Origin of the sequence: Brevibacillus sp. FSL K6-0770 (assembly GCF_038000275.1) — a bacterium.
In the GTDB taxonomy this organism is placed as follows: Bacteria; Bacillota; Bacilli; order Brevibacillales; family Brevibacillaceae; genus Brevibacillus; species Brevibacillus parabrevis.
Genome location: NZ_JBBOBQ010000001.1, coordinates 4,290,459 through 4,309,509 on the forward strand (window position 1 = coordinate 4,290,459; position 19,051 = coordinate 4,309,509).

At 53.7% G+C, this 19,051-nt stretch carries 18 protein-coding genes; 8 read left to right on the forward strand and 10 right to left on the reverse strand.

Features of this window, described 5'->3' with window-relative positions; genetic code table 11:
- The first annotated feature begins 26 nt into the window (after nt 1-26).
- Nucleotides 27-1,451: a L,D-transpeptidase family protein gene (locus NST23_RS20410; RefSeq protein ID WP_217022347.1), complete on the forward strand. Its 1,425-nt coding sequence runs from the start codon at nt 27-29 to the stop codon at nt 1,449-1,451.
- A gap of 142 nt (nt 1,452-1,593) precedes the next feature.
- On the opposite strand, the gene NST23_RS20415 is transcribed toward NST23_RS20410, so the two are convergent.
- From NST23_RS20415 to tkt, 3 genes are all read right to left on the reverse strand, one after another.
- Nucleotides 1,594-1,944 (reverse strand): hypothetical protein, encoded by a 351-nt coding sequence (locus NST23_RS20415; protein WP_122963908.1) that lies wholly within the window; start codon nt 1,942-1,944, stop codon nt 1,594-1,596.
- A 96-nt stretch (nt 1,945-2,040) separates the two neighbouring features.
- On the reverse strand, nt 2,041-4,632 hold the full coding sequence (locus NST23_RS20420; RefSeq protein WP_340964472.1) for a transglycosylase domain-containing protein: 2,592 nt from the start codon (nt 4,630-4,632) through the stop codon (nt 2,041-2,043).
- 169 nt (nt 4,633-4,801) lie between these two features.
- The gene (gene tkt, locus NST23_RS20425) at nt 4,802-6,808 is read right to left on the reverse strand and encodes a transketolase (RefSeq protein ID WP_122963906.1); all 2,007 of its coding nucleotides are present in this window, start codon (nt 6,806-6,808) and stop codon (nt 4,802-4,804) included.
- Nucleotides 6,809-6,937: 129 nt separating this feature from the next.
- Here tkt and NST23_RS20430 point away from each other — a divergent pair, with 129 nt between their 5' ends.
- Together NST23_RS20430 and NST23_RS20435 are read left to right on the forward strand one after the other, a co-directional pair.
- Nucleotides 6,938-7,093, forward strand: a complete 156-nt coding sequence (locus NST23_RS20430) for a hypothetical protein (RefSeq protein ID WP_167470275.1) — start codon at nt 6,938-6,940, stop codon at nt 7,091-7,093.
- A 15-nt stretch (nt 7,094-7,108) separates the two neighbouring features.
- A complete protein-coding gene (locus NST23_RS20435) occupies nt 7,109-7,567 on the forward strand; it encodes an NUDIX hydrolase (protein ID WP_173596840.1) in 459 nt (152 codons plus the stop codon).
- A gap of 33 nt (nt 7,568-7,600) precedes the next feature.
- Here NST23_RS20435 and NST23_RS20440 read toward each other — a convergent pair whose 3' ends face one another.
- The 3 genes from NST23_RS20440 to NST23_RS20450 form a co-directional block, all read right to left on the reverse strand.
- Entirely contained in the window at nt 7,601-8,233 is a 633-nt protein-coding gene (locus NST23_RS20440) for a DedA family protein (protein ID WP_229049723.1), read from the reverse strand.
- A gap of 201 nt (nt 8,234-8,434) precedes the next feature.
- Entirely contained in the window at nt 8,435-8,641 is a 207-nt protein-coding gene (locus NST23_RS20445; protein ID WP_063228008.1) for a YqgQ family protein, read from the reverse strand.
- A complete protein-coding gene (locus NST23_RS20450; RefSeq protein WP_063228007.1) occupies nt 8,638-9,036 on the reverse strand; it encodes a hypothetical protein in 399 nt (132 codons plus the stop codon). The genes NST23_RS20445 and NST23_RS20450 overlap by 4 nt, the downstream gene beginning before the upstream one ends.
- A gap of 186 nt (nt 9,037-9,222) precedes the next feature.
- On the opposite strand from NST23_RS20450, the gene NST23_RS20455 reads away from it, so the two are divergent.
- Nucleotides 9,223-10,398 carry an MFS transporter gene (locus NST23_RS20455; protein WP_122963903.1) on the forward strand — a complete coding sequence of 392 codons (1,176 nt, stop codon included), beginning with the start codon at nt 9,223-9,225 and terminating at the stop codon, nt 10,396-10,398.
- A gap of 204 nt (nt 10,399-10,602) precedes the next feature.
- Here NST23_RS20455 and abc-f read toward each other — a convergent pair whose 3' ends face one another.
- The 4 genes from abc-f to NST23_RS20475 all read right to left on the reverse strand — a co-directional run bounded on the left by abc-f (nt 10,603) and on the right by NST23_RS20475 (nt 15,327).
- A complete protein-coding gene (abc-f, locus tag NST23_RS20460) occupies nt 10,603-12,573 on the reverse strand; it encodes a ribosomal protection-like ABC-F family protein (RefSeq protein ID WP_340964474.1) in 1,971 nt (656 codons plus the stop codon).
- A 457-nt stretch (nt 12,574-13,030) separates the two neighbouring features.
- Nucleotides 13,031-13,822 carry a stalk domain-containing protein gene (locus tag NST23_RS20465; protein ID WP_340964477.1) on the reverse strand — a complete coding sequence of 264 codons (792 nt, stop codon included), beginning with the start codon at nt 13,820-13,822 and terminating at the stop codon, nt 13,031-13,033.
- Nucleotides 13,823-13,971: 149 nt separating this feature from the next.
- Nucleotides 13,972-14,910, reverse strand: a complete 939-nt coding sequence (locus tag NST23_RS20470) for an AEC family transporter (RefSeq protein WP_122963900.1) — start codon at nt 14,908-14,910, stop codon at nt 13,972-13,974.
- 15 nt (nt 14,911-14,925) lie between these two features.
- On the reverse strand, nt 14,926-15,327 hold the full coding sequence (locus tag NST23_RS20475; RefSeq protein ID WP_340964479.1) for a hypothetical protein: 402 nt from the start codon (nt 15,325-15,327) through the stop codon (nt 14,926-14,928).
- A gap of 322 nt (nt 15,328-15,649) precedes the next feature.
- Here NST23_RS20475 and NST23_RS20480 point away from each other — a divergent pair, with 322 nt between their 5' ends.
- The 4 genes from NST23_RS20480 to NST23_RS20495 all read left to right on the forward strand — a co-directional run bounded on the left by NST23_RS20480 (nt 15,650) and on the right by NST23_RS20495 (nt 18,820).
- Nucleotides 15,650-16,468 (forward strand): amino acid ABC transporter substrate-binding protein, encoded by an 819-nt coding sequence (locus NST23_RS20480; protein ID WP_122963898.1) that lies wholly within the window; start codon nt 15,650-15,652, stop codon nt 16,466-16,468.
- A gap of 78 nt (nt 16,469-16,546) precedes the next feature.
- Nucleotides 16,547-17,383, forward strand: a complete 837-nt coding sequence (locus NST23_RS20485) for an amino acid ABC transporter substrate-binding protein (RefSeq protein ID WP_173596836.1) — start codon at nt 16,547-16,549, stop codon at nt 17,381-17,383.
- Complete coding sequence (locus NST23_RS20490) at nt 17,370-18,065, forward strand: amino acid ABC transporter permease (RefSeq protein WP_173596835.1); 696 nt, start codon at nt 17,370-17,372, stop codon at nt 18,063-18,065. The genes NST23_RS20485 and NST23_RS20490 overlap by 14 nt, the downstream gene beginning before the upstream one ends.
- Before the next feature lie 17 nt (nt 18,066-18,082).
- Nucleotides 18,083-18,820, forward strand: coding sequence for an amino acid ABC transporter ATP-binding protein (locus NST23_RS20495; RefSeq protein ID WP_122963895.1), 738 nt, complete (start codon nt 18,083-18,085; stop codon nt 18,818-18,820).
- Nucleotides 18,821-19,051: the final 231 nt, after the last annotated feature.

A 19,051-nucleotide genomic window follows, 5' to 3' on the forward strand; every position in this document is an offset into this window, starting at 1 on the left:
ATACAACCATATAGGGGGGAGTATCGGTGGACAAGGTTTCCTTTCTTCAGGAAAAAAGCGCCTTTCATATGAAATATCCAGAGCAAAGCGACCTCTCCTTCTACCGGTGGTTTACCCAGCAACACCCGGATGAAGCGATTGGCTGGTACCATCTTGGCCAAGCAAAAGAAGCGCAAGGCGACACGCAGCAGGCGCTCGCCGCTTACAGACAAAGTCTTTTTGCCAAACAAGGCCCTTATTTTAACGAGGCGCGAGACGCCTATCAAAAATTGCTTCGCGAGCAAAAACGCCAGAACTGGCGCAACCAGGCACGCTTGCTTCTGGCGGCACTCGCCTTTTTGTACGCCCAGTTTGTGTTCTCACCCGGGCCTTTGCAAGATGCCGCTCCTGCTGCCCGCACACAGACAGCGGAAAAGCCTGTCGGCACTCCTGCTGGATCGCAGCCTCATGTCGAGGTGATTGCGGTTCCTGCGGCACTTGACCCGAAACAATTGCAGAGCCAGGTTCGCCGTTATGTAGAGGGGCGTCGTCCGGCGCTGACACAGCCGTATACAGTCATCGTCGTTCCGGAAGTGCCCGGATCGCCGCTGTTTACGCCACTGTTGTTTTATCAGCCCAAACAGGTAAAAGGGATTGTGCAATACAATCCCGCCAGCCGGAGTGTCATCAGCCAGCGCTGGTTTGCAGCACCAGCCAGCTTCGCTCAGGAGGCGGCGCTTGCAACAGCGCGCACAGACCTCGCAACCGAGCAGCAAACACTCCAGCACGTGCTGACATTGCGCAATGCCCTCTATCGCTACTATCAGCAAAAAGGGACCCTTCCAACCAGGCTGGCGGATTTGGCAGCAAGCTACCCCGGCAACTATTTGCCGCAAATCCCTGTTCCGCCAAAACGTCTCTTGCTGGAAAGCTATCCGTATCACCCCGCTGCTTTTCAGAGCGGAGCGGCATGGGCAAGCTTGCGCGATGTCCTGCCGCTTCCCGGCTATCCTGAGCCGCTGTCGCCTTTGGAACCGCTGCAAGTTCGCCTTGCACAAAAGTCGCACACGCTCCAGCTTTTGAGCGGCACGCATCTCGTGCGCAGCTATCCGGCGGGCATCGGCAAAAACGACTCGACGCCAGAGGGGTACTATACGATCTTGCAAAAAATCAACAAACCGCGCGGCCATGACAACATATACGGCACACGAGGGATGGTTTTTCAAGGAAACGGCTATGCGATCCACGGCACCAACCATCCGGAGAGCATCGGAACCTCCGTGTCTCTCGGCTGTGTGCGCTTGCTCAATGCCGCTGTGGAGGAACTGTACTCCTTCGTCTCACTGGGCACCGAATTTATCATCTCGGATGCCCCTGCTCCCGCAAGCCCGTGGAGCAATCCGCCTTTGTTCGTCCTTCCGGCGGGACCGGAAGAAGAAACGCCACAAGTCATTTACACCTGGCTGCATTAATGTGCAGCCTTTTTCCTTTGAAAAGACGAATCAGCCCTTCGTCTGGTTACGTGGAGATTCCATCCAAGCCAGTCGCCGCCCCCGCATCCGCTGACGAAAAAAGCGCGCTCCCCAAGCGGGAACGCGCTACTTGTATTTGGTCTTATTTTTCTTCTTCCAACTGACTGATCGTTTCTTCCTGTTCTTCTTCCGGATTCCAGTAGTCGAGCACTTTGCCTTGCAGAACCTTGCCTTTGATAAACTCCACCTGCTGCTCACTGAAATCTTCTGTCCATTCGACGCCTAATTCCTCCGCCAACCGCACGACAGTCAACAGCTCTGACCAAGCGACGTAGCGTTTGTACCAGAAAAACTGTGGCTGCTCGTTCATATATGGGTACAGGTCGTCAAAATCGGTATGTTTACAGTCGAGAGCTCGCTCAAAATTCACTTTGGCTCGGCTAAGTTGTTCCTTGAAAAAAGTGGGCAAATCTCTTTGTGCGAAGTCAGACATGGACTGTCCCCCCTGTCTCCCGATTTACTGGTATTGTACCACGCGAAAGAAGATGTGCAAATAGCTGAATCTGTCGAGTTGTCTATCCTATGCCGCTCAGCCGCCGTTTGTTCCATTTGCTGGCGGCTGCTGTTGGCCGCCGTCTACAGGCTGTACTGGCTGCTGGCTGCCGTCAGAAACTCCCCCCGGCTGGTTTGCTCCCGGATTGGCGATATCAGGCGGAATCTCTCCAGGATTTCCCGGGTTGCCCGTATTGCCCTGGCCCGGATTCGGATTCTGACCGTTCGGCTGTCCGCCGTTGTTGCCGTTGTTGCCGTTGTTGCTGTTGTTGCCCTGGTTGTCGCCGCCGCCGAAATTCGGCGGAATCGTCACAGAGCCGTCGCCGTCGCCGTTATTGTTTTCATCCGGATTTTGTCCCTGATTGTTGCCGTCCTCGTGGTGCTCTTCTCCGTCGTTAATCAGGTTCTCCAGATTTTGCATGTTAATCTTGGTGATCGGGGAAGGAGTCTGCTCCTCGCCCTGGGCGTTGCGCGGAACCACCACATAGCGATACTGGTTCGGATCATCCAGCACATCGACATAAGTCGTATCCTTCAAGCCGGAAGCGATCAGCACGCGCTCGTCATTTTGCTTGACGCGGTAGACGTCATACGTGTAATCAGGAGAACCGCCAATCCAGCTCAAGACTACTTTCATCTGGTTGTTTTCCATAGTCAGGTCTGCTGCCAGTTGCAGCGGCTGCACTGTCTCTTCTTCCGGCTGTTCTTCGACGGCACCTGCTGGCGGTTGGAAATCTGTCGCCTTCACGCCCTTCAGACCTGCTGCGAGCACTTTGGAAAACATTTGCGCCGTCAAGCTGCTTCCCTGACGCATCAGATGCTGTTTGTCCTCGGGATCGAAGCCCATCCAGACCGCTCCGACGTATTCTGGCGTATAGCCGACAAACCAGGCGTCTTTGTTCACACCGCTGTCTCCGGCAATCGATTGGGTCGTCCCGGTTTTTCCGGCTACATGACGGCCAGAGATTCGGGCAGCTTTCCCCGTCCCTTCCTGAACCGCCCGCTCCAGCATCGTGTGAACCGTCCACGCCGCCTGCGGCTTAAGCACTTGCGTTTGCTTGTCTTCGTATTCACGAACGACGCCTTCGCTCTTGTTCTCGATTTTGGCAATCGTGTGCGCTTCCGACATAACCCCGCCGTTGACAAAAGTCGTGTACGCCTGCGCCATTTTCAACGGAGACGTCCCTTGGCTAAGACCGCCGAGGGCGATGGCCAGGTTGCGGTCCTCCGGCGCCAGGTCGACGCCGAATTTTTTCAGGTAATCCAGCCCGTTATTGACTCCGATTTCATTTAACAGCCAAACAGCAGGCACGTTGAGCGAGTCGATCAGGGCGCGGTTCATGCTCACCGTTTCGCTGTATTTGTTGTTGTAGTTGCGCGGCTCATAGCCGTTGAAGCTTTGCTTTTTGTTGCTGAGGGAAGAGTTCGGCCCCCATTTTCTGCCGTCCATATCAACCGCAGGCGCGTACACCGCCAGCGGCTTGAAGCTGGAACCTGGCTGACGCTTCATGTCGGTCGCGTAGTTAAAGCCTTTTGCGGCGTAGTTGCGGCCGCCCATCATTCCGGCAATCCCGCCGTTTTTCGCATCCACGACAATCATCGCGGACTCGACGCCGCGTTTTGCGCCGTCTTTCGGGAAGTTTTTCGCGTTGGCGTACTCCGCGATCATCGCATCCTGTACTTTCGGATCGAAGGTCGTATAGACGTGCCAGCCGCCACGGTACAACTCTTCCTCCGTCACGCCGTAATTTGCTTCCGCTTCGTCCACCATATGGTCGAAGAAAGCGCGGTAGCCTTTTTTCAGGCTCGCTCCAGCCGTCTCTGTCGGCTCGGTAGGCAATGCCTCCGCCTGCGCTTCATTTTTTTGTGCCTCGGTAATAATGCCTTGCTCGTACATCAGGCGAATGACCGTATCGCGCCGCAGCTTCGCCTTCTCTGGGTTGTTGAACGGCGAGTACGTCGTCGGCGCTTTCGGAATTGCTGCGAGCATCGCTGCTTTGGCAACCGTAAATTTATCAGAGCTGACGGACATTCCGAAGTAGTAGTTCGAAGCGTCCTCGATCCCGAACTCCCCTTCACCCAAGTACACGCGGTTGAGATACATTTCCAAAATCTGATCCTTGGAATAACGGCGCTCCAGTCCGATCGCAATGCTCATCTCTTTGGTCTTGCGCCAAAACGTTTGGTCCAGGTTGAGGAAAACGTTTCTGGCAAGCTGCTGGGTGATCGTGCTTCCCCCTTCAGCCAATGAACCTTTTTTAATGTCATTGATGATAGCTCCGCCGATCCGTACCATATCGACGCCTTTGTGCTCGTAAAACCGTTTGTCCTCGACAGCAAGGAATGCGTCAATCAACACTTTGGGCACTTCGTTGATCGGTTTGTATTCACGGTTTTTTTGACGAATCAGACTCGTCATCTCTTCACCGTTTTTGTCATATATGACCGTTGGTTCTGCTTTCAAGTCTTTCAGCTTCTGTTCGTTTTCCGCAATCATCCGGTCTCCCGCGTACAACAGGGAAAAGTATCCCCCGATGACGCTCAAGATGAGAAAGACGGCGAATCCTACGGCAATCATCAGCAAGTTGTTCTTTTTCTTCCTGACTTTCTTCTTGGCCTTTGTTGCCATTTCTTACCTCCTGGTTTTCTCTCTCCCCCGCATCTTATATAGACGGATGCTTTTGAAAAAAGTTTCTCCCTTTTGGCACGTGTCTATCATTCCACACTGTTTCGGTTTTGTCACTGGAAAAGCCTATCTCCTTGTGAGAGATAGGCTTTTCTTATGAAGCAAAGGCAATTTATTTGAGCAGCCCTTCTGCTGTAGCCACTACATTTTCTACGGTGAAGCCGTATTCGCGCATGATGCGGTCGCCAGGTGCGGAGGCGCCGAACTGGTTGATCGCGATCACTTTTCCGCCATCTCCAGCATAACGTTCCCAGCCCATAGGAGAGCCCATCTCTACTGCTACACGCGCTTTTACTGTCGGAGGAATGACCGCATCGCGGTACTCTTGCGGCTGACGCTCGAACAGGTTCCAGCTTGGCATGGACACGACGCGTGCCTCGATTCCGCGGGAGAGCAGCTCTTCACGCGCTTGCATCACCAAGGATACTTCGGAGCCGGTAGCGAGCAAGATCAGTTGCGGATTGCCGCTTGGAGCGTCTGCGAGCACATATGCCCCTTTGCTCACGCCTGCTTCCGCTTTCTCGATGGTCTCTGGCAAGACTGGCAAGTTTTGGCGAGTCAAAACAAGTACGACTGGCTCGTCTGTGCGGGAAACAGCGTATTTCCAAGCTTCGTTTGTCTCTACGGCATCAGCCGGACGCATAATGGTCAGTCCTGGCATCGCGCGCAAGGACGCCAATTGTTCGATCGGCTCGTGAGTCGGGCCGTCTTCCCCTACAGCGATGGAGTCGTGCGTGAACACGTACACAACCGGCTGTTTCATCAGAGCAGACAGGCGGATAGCCGGACGCACGTAGTCAGAGAAGACGAAGAACGTACCGCCGTATACTTTTACCCCACCGTGCAGAGCCATACCGTTGAGTGCTGCCCCCATGGCGAACTCGCGAACACCAAACCAGATGTTGCGGCCATCGTAGGAGCCTGGCAGGAAGTTGCCCGCTTCTTTGATCACCGTGTTGTTGGAGTGAGCCAGGTCTGCGGAACCGCCGAGGAAAAACGGCACGGATGTTGCCAGTGCATTGATTGCGTTTCCGGAAGCGACGCGGGTTGCCAGCTTCGCCCCTGCTTCGTATACCGGCATGTTGGCATCCCAGCCTGCTGGCAGGTGGCCTTCCTGTGCTGTCGTGAATTGCGCAGCCAGGTCTGGATATGCTTTGGCGTACTCGGCAAACAGGTCACGCCATGCCGCTTCCGCTTTTTCGCCCGCTTCTGCCAGTCCTGCGTAGAAGTCAGCCACTTCCGCAGGAACGTGGAACTCTTGGTCATGCGACCACTCGTAGTTTGCTTTTGTCAGCTTCACTTCATCTTTGCCGAGCGGTGCGCCGTGGGAAGCGCTGGAGCCGCCTTTGTTCGGGCTGCCGTAGCCGATGACGGTTTTGACTTCGATCAGCGTAGGACGATCCAGATCTTTTTTCGCTTCAGCGATAGCGGCATCAATCGCTGCCAGATCGTTTCCGTCTTCTACGCGCAAATATTGCCAGCCGTACGCTTGGTAGCGTCCTGCCACATTTTCCGAGAACGACCGGGACAGTTCGCCGTCCAGCGAGATATCGTTCGAATCGTACAGCACGATCATTTTGCCCAGTTTCAGGTGAGCAGCCAGGGAAGAAGCCTCGCTGGATACGCCCTCCATCAGGTCGCCGTCGCCGCAGATGACATACGTGTAGTGGTTCACGATGTCAAACTTGTCGCGGTTGTAGACAGCTGCCATATGTTTTTCCGCCATGGCCATACCGACCGCCATCGCGATCCCTTGTCCCAGCGGTCCAGTCGTTGCGTCAACACCAGCCGTATGTCCGAACTCCGGATGGCCAGGCGTTTTGCTGCCCCACTGGCGGAAGTTATGTAGGTCTTCCAGAGAAACATCGTATTTCATCAAATGCAACATCGAGTATAATAGCATAGAGCCATGTCCCGCAGACAAGACAAAACGGTCGCGGTCGATCCATTGCGGATTGCTTGGATTTACTTTCATGAAACGGCTCCACAGAACATGAGCCATTGGGGCAGCGCCCATCGGCATTCCCGGGTGGCCGGAATTTGCTTTTTCGATGGCATCAATAGCCAGCGTGCGGATGGTGTTAATGGATAGCTGATCGACAGACGTATGCTGAGTCATCTCGCGAAATCCTCCCTGTGCTTTTCTATAAAATCATACCTAGTATCGGGTAAAACACACTGTGCCATTATAGCACAGTTCAAAGTCAGATTCATGCTTGCTTTCATAGAATAAGGAGGTCTTTTTCGAATGTCTTCTACGCTCTACCTCATCATTGGAATTGTTTTGGCCATCGCCGGTTTCGGCATGCTGTTCGCAGCGATGAGCAGTTCCCCTGCCCTGAAGAAAAACCGGGAAAAACTGCGCAGAAAAGCGGCCGAAAATCATCGTCCCGAAGAGCATTGAGAAAGGAACCTCGTCATGCGAAACTACTTTACGATGCCAGTTGCCGTGCACCTGTTTTTGCTGCGCGGACAGGAAATTTTATTGCTTCGCCGTTACAATACCGGATATGAAGACGGAAACTACAGCGTTCCGGCCGGACATCTGGACGGCAATGAAGAAGTCAAGGCAGCAGCCATTCGCGAGGCCAAGGAAGAGTGCGGGATCGACCTCGCACCAGCGGACCTTTCGCTTGCAGGAGTCATGCACAGACGGTCTTTTGACGAGCGCATCGACTTTTTCGTCGCCGCGCGTAACTGGCAGGGCGAGATCGTCAACGCCGAGCCTGACAAGTGCGACGAACTGATTTGGGTCGACCTCGACAAGCTGCCCGACAATATGATTCCCTATGTGAGACAAGCCATCTCCAATTACAGAAGGAATGAGTGGTTTGACAGCTTCGGCTGGGAAGCTTCCTCTGCACACGCCGCCAATTGAAAAAGGAGCCAACTGTACCTGCAAGCTCTTCGCTCAGGCAGTCGGCTCCTTTTTCAATTGTTGAGAGCAATCCCCGCTTTCCTGCGAGTCGGCAGGAAGCATAAAGCAACGCAGTCGTATGTACTGGCGAATCACCATGTAGACAGCGGCTGCCAGCGCTACCGTCGTCAACGTAATTTTGCTGTAGGAAGACACGCCTGCAAGCATCACATCCAGCTCAGCGGCAAACCAGTAGCCCATGAGAAAATAATGCAGCGTCCAGACAAACGTGCTCGGTAAAAAGAAAGCTACAAACTGTCTGAGCGGCATCCGATACAAGCCCGCGACGATTGGCACGATATGGCGAATCACCGGAATAAACATGCTGATTGCCAGCACCCAGCCCATGTATTCTTGCTCCCAGTCCATGAGCCTGACGTGCTTGTGCCAACGCTTGCCTGCCCATTTTGCCAATACGGGCGCTCCCAGCCAGGCACTCACCAGATAGCCAGCCCCCACTCCCGCGCTCACAGCCGCAAACACCGCTGCATACACAACCAAAAACCCGGTGTCCACATGCGCCATTCGTGCGCCAAAGCCGATCACTGACATCTCATCGGGTAAAAGCTGCCAAAAAAATTGTTTCCATAACGAATGAAACATGATTGCAAAACTCGCCTGCTCCACAGCCGCTCCCCCTCTCCGATTCCCTGCTTCTATCGTAGCGGGTAAACCTTTCTAAAAGAGAGAGAATGCCTTAAGTTTTCTAAAAGGAATCCTGAAGAATTTCTTAAGAGAGCGGCACGGGTGTGAACAGGCGCACAAAACAAAAAACGCGCTTATCATCGCCGCGTCGCAAAACGGCAGATAAACACGCCTGTCCCTGGTTTATCGGGCTTCCATCGCTTTGCGCTTGCTGTGCACAGCTGACATGGCCTCCATAAACTCTTCTTTTTCAATCACATTCAGTTCGTACAACTCGCGAATTTCGTCTTCTATCAGCAACAGATCCCCCACCGGGTCCCCCGTGTAGATGAACAAGCCGAAGCGGTGCAGAAACGCCTTTAAATCGAAATCATTGGGGTTGGCTTTCAATAGGCTCCCTCCAGATCGATTTCCATCCTCGCGAGGACGGCATCGTAGTCAAACTCGACAGCAAAGCCGGTAATAACGATGATCTTCGCATACGGATACGCCTCTTTCCACGCCTCCTCCTCATCCGGTTTCAATCCGACAAGATAGAGCGGATCTTTGGAAAGCTCCGGGTGCTCCTGGCACAGACGCAAAAATTCGCGGCATCTGTCCTGCTCCTGTGCCGCATTCAGAACGAGTACCGCGCGTTCCACTTCCTTTGACTCCCGTTGTCCGGCAATCAGTTCAAACGTTTTTGCAGTAGGCACCATCGCGTTCACTTCCGGAAAACGGTCGAGAACCTCATCCAGCCAATCATCTTCATGCCAGGCCAGGTAGTACAGCATTGCAGTAGACATGATCACAAACACCTCATGGATATATACTAGACAACTTGCCAAACGATTCTTCTTTCTTTTCCATTATAGCACGAGAAGTGCACGGCTGCCCACGCCGCTCGCTTGACTTCGACAGTTCGTTCACGTAAGGTGGAAAATGCAAGCAACTGATAGTGATGATTTTTGTGTGAAACGAGGTAATTTGTTGTGAAGAAGAAGCATCTTGCCCTCTTGTTCTTCGTCGCATTTTTGACCATGCTCGGATTCGGTATTATCATTCCCATCCTTCCCTTTTTTGCAGAAAAACTGGGTGCGACCTCTTTTCAGATCGGCGTTCTGTTCGCCAGCTACAATATTATGCAGCTGTTGTTTGCACCCGTTTGGGGAACTCTGTCGGACCGGATCGGGCGCAAGCCGCTCGTTTCTTTCGGGCTACTCGGCTTTGCCGTGACGTTTATCCTGTTCGGAATGGCGGAAAGCTATACGGAAATGCTCGTTTACCGCATTCTGGGCGGAATCGTCTCTGCTGCCGCGTTGCCGACTGTAACGGCGATGGTTGCCGATTTGCTCCCAACCGAAGAGCGAGCAAAAGGGATGGGGGTCGTCGGCGCGGGCATCGGGCTCAGCTTTGTATTCGGCCCTGTCATAGGCGGCCTGCTCAGCGGCTACGGCTTTGCCGTTCCGTTTTACGCTTCGGGGCTTGTCGCGCTGCTGACGTTTTTCTTCATTCTTTATGCGTTGCCGGAAAGCTTGCCGAAGGAAAAGCGGACGAGCCTGCGAAAAGAAGCCAGTCAAAACCCGCTGGTCTCGCTCTTTGGCTCCCTGTCTCTTTTGTACGGCATTTTGTTCGTCGTGTCGTTTGCCTTTTCCGGTCTGGAAACGACTTTTGCCCTGTACATCCATGACTTGTACGGCTTCACATCCAAAGACCTCGGCTACATGTTCCTCGTCATGGGCATCATTGCAGCCTGTGTGCAGGGCGGCTTGATCGGCCGCCTGGTCAAGCAGTTCGGGGAAGCGGCCATTCTCACCGTGGGGATGATTTTTTACGGGATCGGCTTTTTCGCCATTCCGCTGTCGGGAAACTTTTGGGTACTCGCTTTGATTCTGTCTTTGTTCGGCGCGGGCCAAGGCATGATTCGCGCAACTGCCACCGCGATGATTACGCAGCGAACAACGGAAGGCCAGGGGATCACAAGCGGAGCGATCAGCTCGATGGACAGCCTTGGTCGCATTCTCGGCCCGCTGGCTGGCGGCGCCGTCTACACCTTTTCGCACAGCGGCCCGTTTTTCCTCGGCGGCGTCCTGATGGTGCTGATTCTGCTCTGGTTCCAGTTGAGCCATCGGCGGTTGCCGGACCCGGAGCCGACGGTGCAAGCTTAGAGCCATAGGCAAGAGCTGGAACAGCAGCCGAAAGTTCGATCTTGAGGCGTCGGTGAGGACTGCTGAACCCGGAGCCAATCATTCAAGCCTAGTCACATCGCCAGGCAAAAAGCGAGGCAGCAACAGTCTTATTGACGACTGTTGCTGCCTTTTTTATGAACATAGTCTCTAACCTTTTCCAAATCGACGCACTTGCCGCCTGCCTTACACTTCCTGCATGCTCACCCAGGCGACGTAGCAGTCATCGATTTCTTGCTGGACGTGCTCGATTTCTGTTTGCCAAGCAGCCAGTTGCTGATAGTCCGTCTCTGCTTGGGAAAGCAGCCCGGTCAAGCTCGCCTTTTTCTCTTCCAGCTTGGCAATTCGCTGTTCCAGCTCAGACAGCTTGTAAGTGTTCGGGCGTTTTGGCGCTGCTTCTGTGGCTACCACTTCCCGCTTAGGCTCTGGCGGCTTTGGCTTTGGCTTTGGCTTTGGCTTTGGCTTTGGCTTTGCTGCTGGCTTGGCTTTTGCTTCCCCCGCAAGTCTGTCCGCCCTCTTCTGCGAACGTTCCTTTTGCTTGGTTCTCGCCTCTTCATACGTGCCTACGTCATGCACGATCCGCTTGTCTTCCACCCAGAAAACGCCGTCTACCATTTTTTGCAGGAAATAGCGGTCGTGGGAAACAATGAACAGCGAGCCGTGGAAATCGGCGAGCGCTTCCTCCAGCGTTTCCCGCGCTTCAATATCGAGATGGTTCGTCGGTTCGTCGAGAATGAGCAGGTTGATGTCCTGATGCATCAACTGGGCCAGGCGCAAACGCATTCGCTCGCCACCGCTCAGCTGGCTGACCTTTTTGAACACATGCTCGCCGTAAAACAGAAACTTCGCCAGCAAATGTCTCGCCTCTGCTTCCGTCACTTTCGCGACATCGCGGAACGCTTCGATCAGCCGCTGGTTTTGATCTCCTTCCAACGCTTGCTGCGAGAGATATCCGACTTTGACGCTGCTGCCGATTGCGAGCCTGCCTGCATCCGGCTCTGTCTCTCCCAAAAGCATGCGGATCAACGTGGACTTCCCGCAGCCGTTTGGCCCGAGCAGTGCTTTGCGCTCCCCGAAACGAAGCAGCAAGCTGGCGTCTGCAAACAGCTGCTTTCCGCCGTACGTCTTGTGCACGTCTGTTACGATCAGCACGTCCTGGCCGCTGCGGTCTGTCTTTTTGAATTGCAGCCCCATCCGGTCCGCTTCCATTTTTGGCCGCTCGATGCGTTCGATCCGGGCCAGCGCTTTTTCCATGCTTTTCGCCCGACGGTGAAACGCCTCGTTTGGCGGGTTGGAGCGATTGCCCCACTCTTTTAGCCGCTTGATCGTCTCTTTCATTTTTTTGATCTTTTTCTGCTGCTCCTGGTAGGCGGCAAACTGCCGCAGCAAACGCTCCTCCCGCTCGGTGGCAAAGGCGCTGTAGTTTCCGATGTAAAACTCCGCTTCCCCGCCGTCCACATGGTAGACAGAAGTAACGACTGCATCCAGGAAATAGCGGTCGTGGGAAATAATCAGCACCGTTCCCGAATAGCTCTGCAAAAATTGCTCCAGCCACTCCATCGACTCCACGTCCAGATGGTTCGTCGGCTCATCCAGCAGCAGAACATCGCTCTTTTGGCACAAAAGCTTGGCAAGCCCCGCCTTCGTTTTCTCCCCTCCGCTCAGTTGGGCAAACGGCGTAGCGAGCAGCTCTTCGCTTACTCCCAATCCTTGCACGACCTGAGTCATACGCGTCTCCCACTGGTAGCCATCCTGCTGCTCAAATTCGTCTTGCAACTTCTGGTAACGCTGCATCAGCCGATTCAACGCCGCTTCGTCCTCGTAGAGCAGCGCCATCTGGCTTTCCAGCTCGCGCATCTGCTCCTGAATGTGGCGAACTTCAGCAAAAGCGCTCGCCACCACATCTCGCCCCGTCCACTCCTGCGGATACTGCGGGGATTGCGGCAAATACGCCCACACCGTTCCTTTTGCCCGGTACAGCTCGCCTGAGTCCGGACTTTCGATGCCTGCCAGCAGTTTGAACAAGGTCGTCTTGCCCGCACCGTTTGGGCCGACGATTCCTACCCGCTCGCCCGCTTTTATTTCCAACGTAATATCTTGCAAAACCGGATCGGCTCCGTACGATTTTTGTAATTGGGTAGTTGCGACGATAATCATGATTTTTTCCTCCCTGGTATGTGGTACGGTTCAACATAATGGTCTTTCCTGGCCGGCCCCGGCGATTTTTGCCCCCATATGCCATCTGTCTGCCAAAAGGCAAAAATGGACGCAAAAAAGCCGCAGGCCATTACCTGCGGCATCGCGAGGGGAAGATATCGTCAGCCAAAAATGCTGCCCGAATCAGTCACCCATTATTGACAAGAACAAACCGTCCCTGGTCGATGCATGGTACGCCTATGGAAACTTCGTTCAGTTGTATGCGCAAAAATGGGCAGACTGGTCCCGTTGAAAGAAAAATCATGCGTCATACTGGAAGTTTCTACCACAAACCACGCCTGAACGGTTCCGAACACGTACACACACCTCCATTCCCAAGGATTAGGTAAATCTTATCCACCATCATAGTACAGCTGCGAGCGAAAAACAAGGGGCAGTCAGCAAAAGAAACGGCTGCTTATTGGTTGCTTTGCGTCCCTTCAAACAATGGTTTGTTCGTATCGGCATCGATGAACACAATCGTGTTGTACGGCGGGAGCTTCACTTTTGCCGTCAAGTACGGATAGGTGATCACTTGCGGATACATCATCCCTGGAACTGGCTCTGTCAATTTCACGTAGACCAAAAGCTGCTCCCAGCTCTGCTGCACCTTCGTGACTTGCAGGCCGTAACCGGGGTGAGGAGATTGGCCGCGCGCGATCACGTACAAGTCTCCCTGTTGGTGAATGCCTTGCTTGCCTTTGACGGACTCGACGAACTCCTGCTCTGCTTCGGTCAACTGCTTTTCATCCACGAGGACGAACGAATCATTTTGTCCGGATGACACAATCTCCACCGCCCTTTTCTCGGCATTCCAGGCAATCTTTTGGCCTGCCTGCTCCACTAGCCACCTCAGCGGCACATACACGTCTTTGCCGCGAAGCAGCGCTGCTTCGCCACCTTGAACCGCCTTGCCGTCAACCGTCACCGCTCCGGAATCCAGCTGGTAGGCGATCGTATGGTTGCCGACTTTCATCTGCCCTGTTTGTCCTTGCAGCGTCCACTTCGCTTTCAGGATGCTCGCTGCATCTTGGGCCAGTACGTACGTTTTTTGCTGATGCAAAACGGCCTGTTTTTGCAAAGCCGCCGCTTTTCCATCTACGGAAATCGTTGCCGTCTGTGCCTGGCTCCCGCTTGTCGCTGCCGCCACCGAGTAGACGGACACAAGCTGGAGGCTGAGGGCTGCAATCAGCCATGCTTTTTTGTTCATCTTCGTTCCTCCATTCCTTTTTGCCGGGATTCATTCTATCTTCTATCTTGTTAGACTTACCTCAGGTCTTATTCGTTTCAGTGCTCTTGCCACGAAAAGAACAACCGGCCTGACCAGGAAGCAGACCGGTTGTCCATGGAAAAAACAAATTAGTGCAACAGCCAGTTGCTCATCAGCACAACAGCCGGAATCGTCAAAAGCGCCAGCAACGTCGAAAAGACGGTCGTCATCGCGCCCATTTCCTCATCTGCCTTGTAGCGTCCAAACAAAATCGAGGCGAGCGTCAAAGTCGGCATGGCCACCTGTACCAATGTCACACTGACGATATCGCTGTCCAGCGAAAACACGGAGAGCAGCAGCGCCGTCAAAAGCGGAAAGACAAACAGCTTGAAAGCAAGCGGCATGCCAAGCAGCGGCAATGATACTTGCGGCTTGCTGCGCAAAAACAGCGGGAGCAGCATCCCGATATACATCATGGCGAGCGGCGAAGCCAGTTTGGCCAGCGTGCCAAACAGGTGCTTGACTGGCTCAGGCGGGGCAAAGCCGATCAGCGCGGAACCAAGCCCGAACACGATGGCAATCATCGGGATGTTGATCAGCGTTTTCAGCCCTTTGAGCGAAAACGAGCCTTTTTCCTGGAGCATCATGACCCCGACTGTCCACAGCACGACGTCGACGCCAGCGTCAAAAATGGCAGCCAGGAGCGCACCTTTTGGCCCGAACAGCGCTGCGCACAGCGGCAGACCGATAAAGCCCGTGTTGCCGAGGCCAGACAAGATCGCGATTTCCCTGCGCTTTTTGGCAGGCAACGGCAATGTCCTCGCTCCTGCCCAGCCGAGCAGGATGCCCAAACAGTTCAACACAATCGAAATGACGAATATTGCAAAAATTTGCACCAAAAGCTGGTTATCGATCTGGGTTTGAAAAATCCCGTCCAAAATGATGCAGGGCATCGCCACGTTGATAATGATCGTAATGACGAGCTGCCGCGAATCGGCCGTCAACGGCTGTCGGTAACCGATCAGGCTACCAATGCCGATGATGACGGCCATGATGAGTACGGATTGCTGCAACGTCTGAAATTCCATCGCACCGTCCCCCGCTTACATTTCGATCGGGAGCCATTGCAAATTTGCCGGCTCGCCTTTATCGCATGTCCGCAAAACATCCCCGCAAAGCGGAACAGCTTGTTCGAGCGGAACGCACCAGGAGAGCGGGAACACCGCTTCGCTGCCTTCAATCACGAGCGATGCCATCACCGCGTTCTGCTCGCCATTCGTCAGCACAAAATGCTGCTCGCCTAGCTCGTGCTCTTTCCACTGGACAAGCACTTTGCCGTTGTTGCCGCCAGCCACCACCAAATCCACGTGGTCACCGTATGCGGCATGCACCAGCGTGCGATTCTCGCCATTCAACTGCGCGATTTCCTTCAATACTTCGTGCCAGGCTACATGCTTCTGCTCCGTTCCACTGCCATCGGTATACATACGCCAGTCGTTTAACATGCTGATTGACTCCTTTTATCCATTCATGGTTGTCTTTGTCCCAAAGCATCAAGATGTTTCGTCCGAAAAAATGGGCAAACGCCCAAGGTCGTACTTATTGTACGCTATCTGCCCCCACAACCTCAACCACTACTTGCAAGCCCTCTGACGCTCCTGCACATAGCGATAGGGCAATTGGAGAATCCTGAGAAAGGAACCGTTTGCAGACCAAGAAATTCATAGTAAACAAATCGGAATAAATATTTTTATGATTGACAAAGATCGATGAGGCTACTACTATGAATCCATGAAATTCGATCAGCATAAAGGGGATTTAATCATCATGAAAAAAGTCGTTTTCTCTACTTTGCTCTCTTGTCTGTTGGTAGGAATCGTTGGTTGCAGCAGCTCTGGCGCCCCTTCCCAAACCGATAGCGCTACACCGCCAGCTGCTTCGCAAAGCTTGCTGGAAAAAGTAAAAGCGGAGAAAAAGCTCGTCATCGGGACAGAAGGCACTTACTCGCCGTTTACATACCACGATCAGTCCGGCAAACTGACCGGATACGACGTGGAGGTCGTAAGCGAGGTTGCCAAACGGCTCGGTGTAGAGCCTGTTTTCCAGGAAACGCAATGGGACGCCATGTTTGCGGGTCTGGATTCCAAGCGCTTTGACGTGGTTGCCAACCAGGTAGGGATACGCCCTGACCGTCAGGAAAAATACGATTTTTCCCAGCCGTACACGATCTCGCGCGCTGTTCTCGTCGCGCACAAAGACAATACGACGCTAAAAAGTTTTGCAGACATCAAAGGCTTGAAAGCCGGGCAGTCCATGACCAGCAACTACGCAGACCTCGCCCGCTCGAACGGGGCAGAGATCGTCGCTGTCGACAACTTTAACCAGGCGATTGACCTGATCGCGCAAAAACGCGTCGATGTCGCTATCAACGACAACTTGTCCGTGCTCGACTTTTTGAAGCAAAAACCGGATACGCCAATCCAAATCGTCACTAAAAACGACAAAGGCCAGCCAACCGCCTTCCTGTTCCGCAAAGGCAGCACAGAACTGGTCGCCGAGATTGACAAGGTGCTGGATGAGATGAAAAAAGACGGCACGTTGAAGGCGATTTCGGAAAAATGGTTCAGCGAAGATATCACGAAGTAAACATTCATTGACAAAATTGTCTGTCCCTTTTAGTATGTTCCTAACAAAAATCATATCGGTTTAGTGGGGGTTTCATTTATGAAAAAACTATTGTTTTCCGTTCTCACATCTGCTTTGCTGGTCGCCTTGGCCGGTTGCGGCTCCTCTTCCTCTCAGGCGCCACAAAACAACGCTTCGCCTGCTCCAGCTGCCAGCGAAGAGAAAAAAGAGCAAAACTTGCTGGAAAAAGTCAAAGCGGACGGAAAAATTTTGATTGGTACCGAGGGTACTTACTCCCCCTTCACCTTTCACGATCAATCCGGCAAGCTGACCGGATATGACGTCGAAGTCGTAACCGAAGTCGCCAAGCGCCTTGGCGTTGAGCCAGTGTTCCAGGAGACACAGTGGGACGCCATGTTCGCGGGACTGGATTCCAAGCGCTTTGACGTCGTAGCGAATCAGGTCGGAATCCGCCCTGACCGCCAGGAAAAATACGACTTCTCCAATCCGTATACCGTATCGACAGCAGTGCTCGTCACTCACAAGGACAACACGACGGTAAAAGGCTTTGAAGATATTAAAGGCTTGAAAGCAGCGCAAACGCTGACGAGCAACCTCACCGACATCGCGAAGAAAAACGGAGCGGAAATCGTCGGAGTAGAGGGTTTCAACCAGGCGATCGACCTTTTGACTTCCAAGCGCGTCGACATTACGATCAACGACGGTCTTTCCTTGCTGGACTTCCTGAAGCAAAAGCCTGATACGCCAATCAAGATCGTCGCCAAAGATCCGAATGTAGCGACAAACGGGTTCCTCTTCCGCAAAGGCAGCACAGAGCTGGTTGAAGCGTTCAACAAAGCGCTGGATGACATGACGAAAGACGGTACACTCGCAAAAATTTCCGAGAAATGGTTTGGTGCAGATGTTTCTAAGTAACTTCTTTGACAACCCGGAACGCCTGAACCGATGGATCGATATCGCGCAAAGCTCCTTTCTGCCTCTGCTGAAAGGAGCCTTGCTCTATTCTTTGACGCTTGCCATCGTTTCCTTTTTCTTTGGCCTGATTATCGCTGTTTTGACCGCATTGGCCCGCCTGTCCGGCATCAAGCCGCTGGTTGGCCTTGCCCGTTTTTATGTATCGCTCATCCGTGGAACGCCGCTGTTGGTGCAGCTTTTCATCATTTTCTTCGGTTTGCCGAGCGTAGGAATCATGATCGATCCGTTTCCTTCGGCCGTCATCGGCTTCTCGCTCAGCGTCGGCGCCTATTCCTCCGAGGTCGTGCGCGCCGCGATTCTGTCCATTCACAAAGGACAGTGGGAAGCCGCCTACTCTCTCGGGATGACGTACTGGCAAGCGTTGCGCCGGGTCGTGTTGCCGCAGGCAGCGCGCGTTTCGGTTCCCCCTCTGTCCAATTCGTTTATCAGTCTGGTCAAGGATACGTCGCTCGCCGCGGCCATTCTCGTTCCCGAGATGTTTCGCAAAGCACAGGAAATCGTCGCCTCGACCTATGAGCCGTTGCTTGTCTACTCGGAAGCCGCGCTCATCTACTGGATGATTTGCTTTGTCCTTTCCTTTATTCAAGACCGGATCGAAAACAAGCTGGACCGCTACGTCTAAAAAGCAGGTGAACGCAGATGATTACCATCACGGATTTGCATAAACAGTTTCACAACTTGCAAGTGTTAAAAGGAATTTCGCTGACGGTGGAAAAAGGCAAGGTCGTCGTCATCATCGGCCCTTCCGGCTCCGGGAAAACGACGCTGCTGCGCTGCCTGAACGCACTGGAAGTACCGACCAGCGGCAGCGTGCAAATCGGCGAAGTCAAGCTCGACTTTTCGCAAAAGGTTGATCGTTCAAGCATCCCGCGACTGCGCAAACAGACAGGCATGGTGTTTCAAAGCTACAATTTGTTCCCGCATATGACCGCGCTGGAAAACGTCATGGAAGGTCCCGTGACTGTCAAAAAGGCAGACAAGGACAGCGCGCGGGCGAAAGCAGCCAAGCTGTTGTCCAAAGTAGGTCTCGGAGACAAGCTGGATCATTACCCGGCGCAGCTCTCCGGCGGCCAGCAGCAGCGCGTGGGAATCGCCCGCGCCCTGGCGATGGACCCGCAAGTCATGCTGTTCGACGAGCCGACTTCCGCCCTCGATCCCGAGCTGGTCGGCGAAGTATTGAAGGTCATGAAGGAGCTGGCCCAGGAAGGCATGACGATGGTCGTCGTCACGCATGAGATGGGATTTGCCCGCGAGGTGGCGGACGAAGTCATTTTCATGGATCAGGGCGTAATCGTGGAGCGCGACACTCCTGCCAAGCTGTTCGCCCAGCCGCGCGAGGAGCGCACTCGCCAGTTTTTGCAGCACCTGAAAGCGTAAAGCAAAAGACTCTGCCGACGCAGTAAAGCGGGCAGAGTCTTTTTTGCTAACGTCTATCCGTGCTTAGTCATCCCAGAAAGAAGTGACCAGAAGAATGATGAGGATGATCCAAAAAAACCCGCCACCTCCGAAGCCGAAACCACCACCGCGCCTGCATCCCATGGCTTTTCTCTCCTCTCTTCTCACGTCATCAAGCAAAACTGACCTCGTAAACTCGCAAAGAAGCCAGCG